Here is a 2,252-nt window from a genome sequence, read left to right on the forward strand (position 1 = left end):
CCCGCAGTACCGGCCCGAGACCCTCGACGGCTTCATAGCCGGCACCGGCCTGACCCTCGACACCCCAACGTCACCCTGACAAGCCGAAGTCAGTAGCTGGCTGACCGTTTGGGCGTGGCACCCCTTCCCGCATTCCGGGAGCCGGGCGCCACGCCCAGGCGTCAGCCGATGTGTGACAGGACCGCCATTACTCCGGCCCACAGGCCAAGTACTGCCAGTGAGGCGACAGCGGCCGCTATGACCAGGCCGGCCGAGAGAACGCGTTCTTCGCGCTCTTGGTTTTCGCGTTGGGTTATGGCCTCTTGGTGCGCCTCGGCATCACATTTGGGGCATCCGGTGATTTCGTGCGGTATGCCGTCGTGGCTCATACGGTCTTCCTGCCCGGACGGATGAGCCCCGCTCACGCGCTACGAGGGGCAGTGCGCGAACGGGGCCGTTTCAATCAGCCTCTCCGGCCGTCAGCGGCTTGGTTTTTGTCTCCGCCGCTGGGCTGCGGGGCGGGGTCGCGGGGCGCCTCGGGGGGCATCGGGCCTCCGTCGTGCTTCCCTCCGTCGTCCTCGGCGACGACCACGAGGTCCGCCGGGTGCCGGAACGGGATGCCGGGCCAGCCTTCAGCGTCTCGCAGGCGCGTCTCGATCGTGTCGACCTGTAGTGCGCTCATCTCTCAACCTCCTCTTTCGTGAGGGGCCGTGCCGCCGTACCGTCGAGGCACGGCCCAAAGGTCCGCAGGTCTCCTGCGGTGGGGTCACCCGCCCCGGCTGCTCGACTGTCCAGGTTTCCGCCGCCGGGGCGGGAGTCTCATGCGCCGGTCATTTGGGCGCAGGCGCGGCAGCCTCAGATGTCGGGGGCTTCCTCTGCCATCGGGTGTCCGCGCCGACAGAGCACCTACTGACGTCCTTTGGCCTTGCAGATGTCGCACGGGAAGGGGCACGGCGGCACCTTCCTGCCCTGAGGGATGGAGACGACGCCAGAGGCCACGTCCAGCCGGCCGCCGTACTCCGTCCACCAACCGTCGTGAGAGCCCATGCGTAGCTCATTCGCGTTTTCAGCCGGGGGAGTCACTGGTGTCCGCCCTCGTGGTTGCGGATTCTCCGGTCGGCGGCGCAGGCGGAGCGCCAGTCATTCTGCTTTAGCGCTTGGTTGCGCTGGGTGGCCTGCGATTCGCAGACCTCGCAGTCAGGTTTGGGTTTGCCAGTCAAAATCCAGGGGTCCAGCGGCAGTTCAACTGGTTCTTGTGAGTACCTGACTGGTTCGGTCATGGCTTGCGCTGCCTCCTGGTTGGGCTCTCAGGTGCCCATGGTCTCGTGAGGTGCAGCGCGGATCTGTGTTTATGCGCGTCCTGGACTAAAGATCATGATCGGTACTGGCTGGCCCATTTGGCGAGCCGTTCCCTTGCTTCCTCTTCGTATAGTGCGTAGCTTTCCAGGGTGCAAAATAGTTCGAGGTGCGCGGCGATATCCCTGGAATCTCGGTGGATTACGATTCCAGTGGTGTTCTCGACCGTGGCCAGCGTCTCGTCATAGATCGTGAATGTGTCCATCGGGGCTATCGGCATATGGCCGCCGATGGGGATCACTCCGAGTCGGACGTTGGGTAGGTAGGTCAGGGAGGCGAGTCGGTCAATCTGTACGGCCATCACTGAGGGGGCTACGAGCGGCCATCTGACTGCCTGTTCCGTCAGGATGAATGTGAAACGCTTGGTGGTGTCGTAGAGGATCTGCTGGCGTTCCAGTTTTCTTGCGACAGTCTTGCTGGTGTCGACTGGGGAATGAGCAAGACTCCCTCGAATGTACTCGGGGGTCGAGAGGAGTCCCGTGATCATCGAGAGCAGGAAGAATCGGAACTCCGTCGTTGAGGCTTCGAGCGCTGCTAGCTCTTGCTGCTTCTTGTCGAGCCCTCTCTTGCGGAGACTCCGGATGTCCTGCCATTCAGTGTTGGCGATCCGAGCAAGAGTCGTAACCTCTGCGACAATCCCTGAAGGGGCTTCGACTGCCCTGAGGATACTTTCTACGTCCAGCAGGCTTGGTCGCACTTTCCCATTCTCAATCCTGCTGATCTTCGATTGAGACATGCTGCAACGCTTAGCGAGCCGGTCCCCGGAGAGGCCGGCTCGCTTGCGCAGGTCTTTCAGAAGGGCGGCCAGCTCGTGCTTGGACTGCCCTAGCTGTTCTGTCCGGGGAGGTTGTGGACAGTGAGCCAGGTCTCGGCCGTGGGATCTTGAACGGGTGAGGGCCTTCCGGGTTCGGTGTGGA

3 protein-coding genes are annotated in these 2,252 nt (G+C 63.1%); all 3 read right to left on the reverse strand.

The window, feature by feature from the left end; translation table 11 throughout:
* Nucleotides 1-161: 161 nt before the first annotated feature.
* The 3 genes from ACIQE0_RS38715 to ACIQE0_RS38725 all read right to left on the reverse strand — a co-directional run bounded on the left by ACIQE0_RS38715 (nucleotide 162) and on the right by ACIQE0_RS38725 (nucleotide 2,200).
* Nucleotides 162-368, reverse strand: a complete 207-nt coding sequence (locus ACIQE0_RS38715) for a hypothetical protein (protein ID WP_366339537.1) — start codon at nucleotides 366-368, stop codon at nucleotides 162-164.
* Between the two features lie 74 nt (nucleotides 369-442).
* Nucleotides 443-661: a hypothetical protein gene (locus ACIQE0_RS38720; protein ID WP_366339539.1), complete on the reverse strand. Its 219-nt coding sequence runs from the start codon at nucleotides 659-661 to the stop codon at nucleotides 443-445.
* A gap of 690 nt (nucleotides 662-1,351) precedes the next feature.
* Nucleotides 1,352-2,200 (reverse strand): helix-turn-helix domain-containing protein, encoded by an 849-nt coding sequence (locus ACIQE0_RS38725; protein ID WP_402341099.1) that lies wholly within the window; start codon nucleotides 2,198-2,200, stop codon nucleotides 1,352-1,354.
* Between the last annotated feature and the right edge of the window lie 52 nt (nucleotides 2,201-2,252).

This window comes from Streptomyces sp. NPDC093097, assembly GCF_044754325.1.
GTDB lineage: Bacteria > Actinomycetota > Actinomycetes > Streptomycetales > Streptomycetaceae > Streptomyces.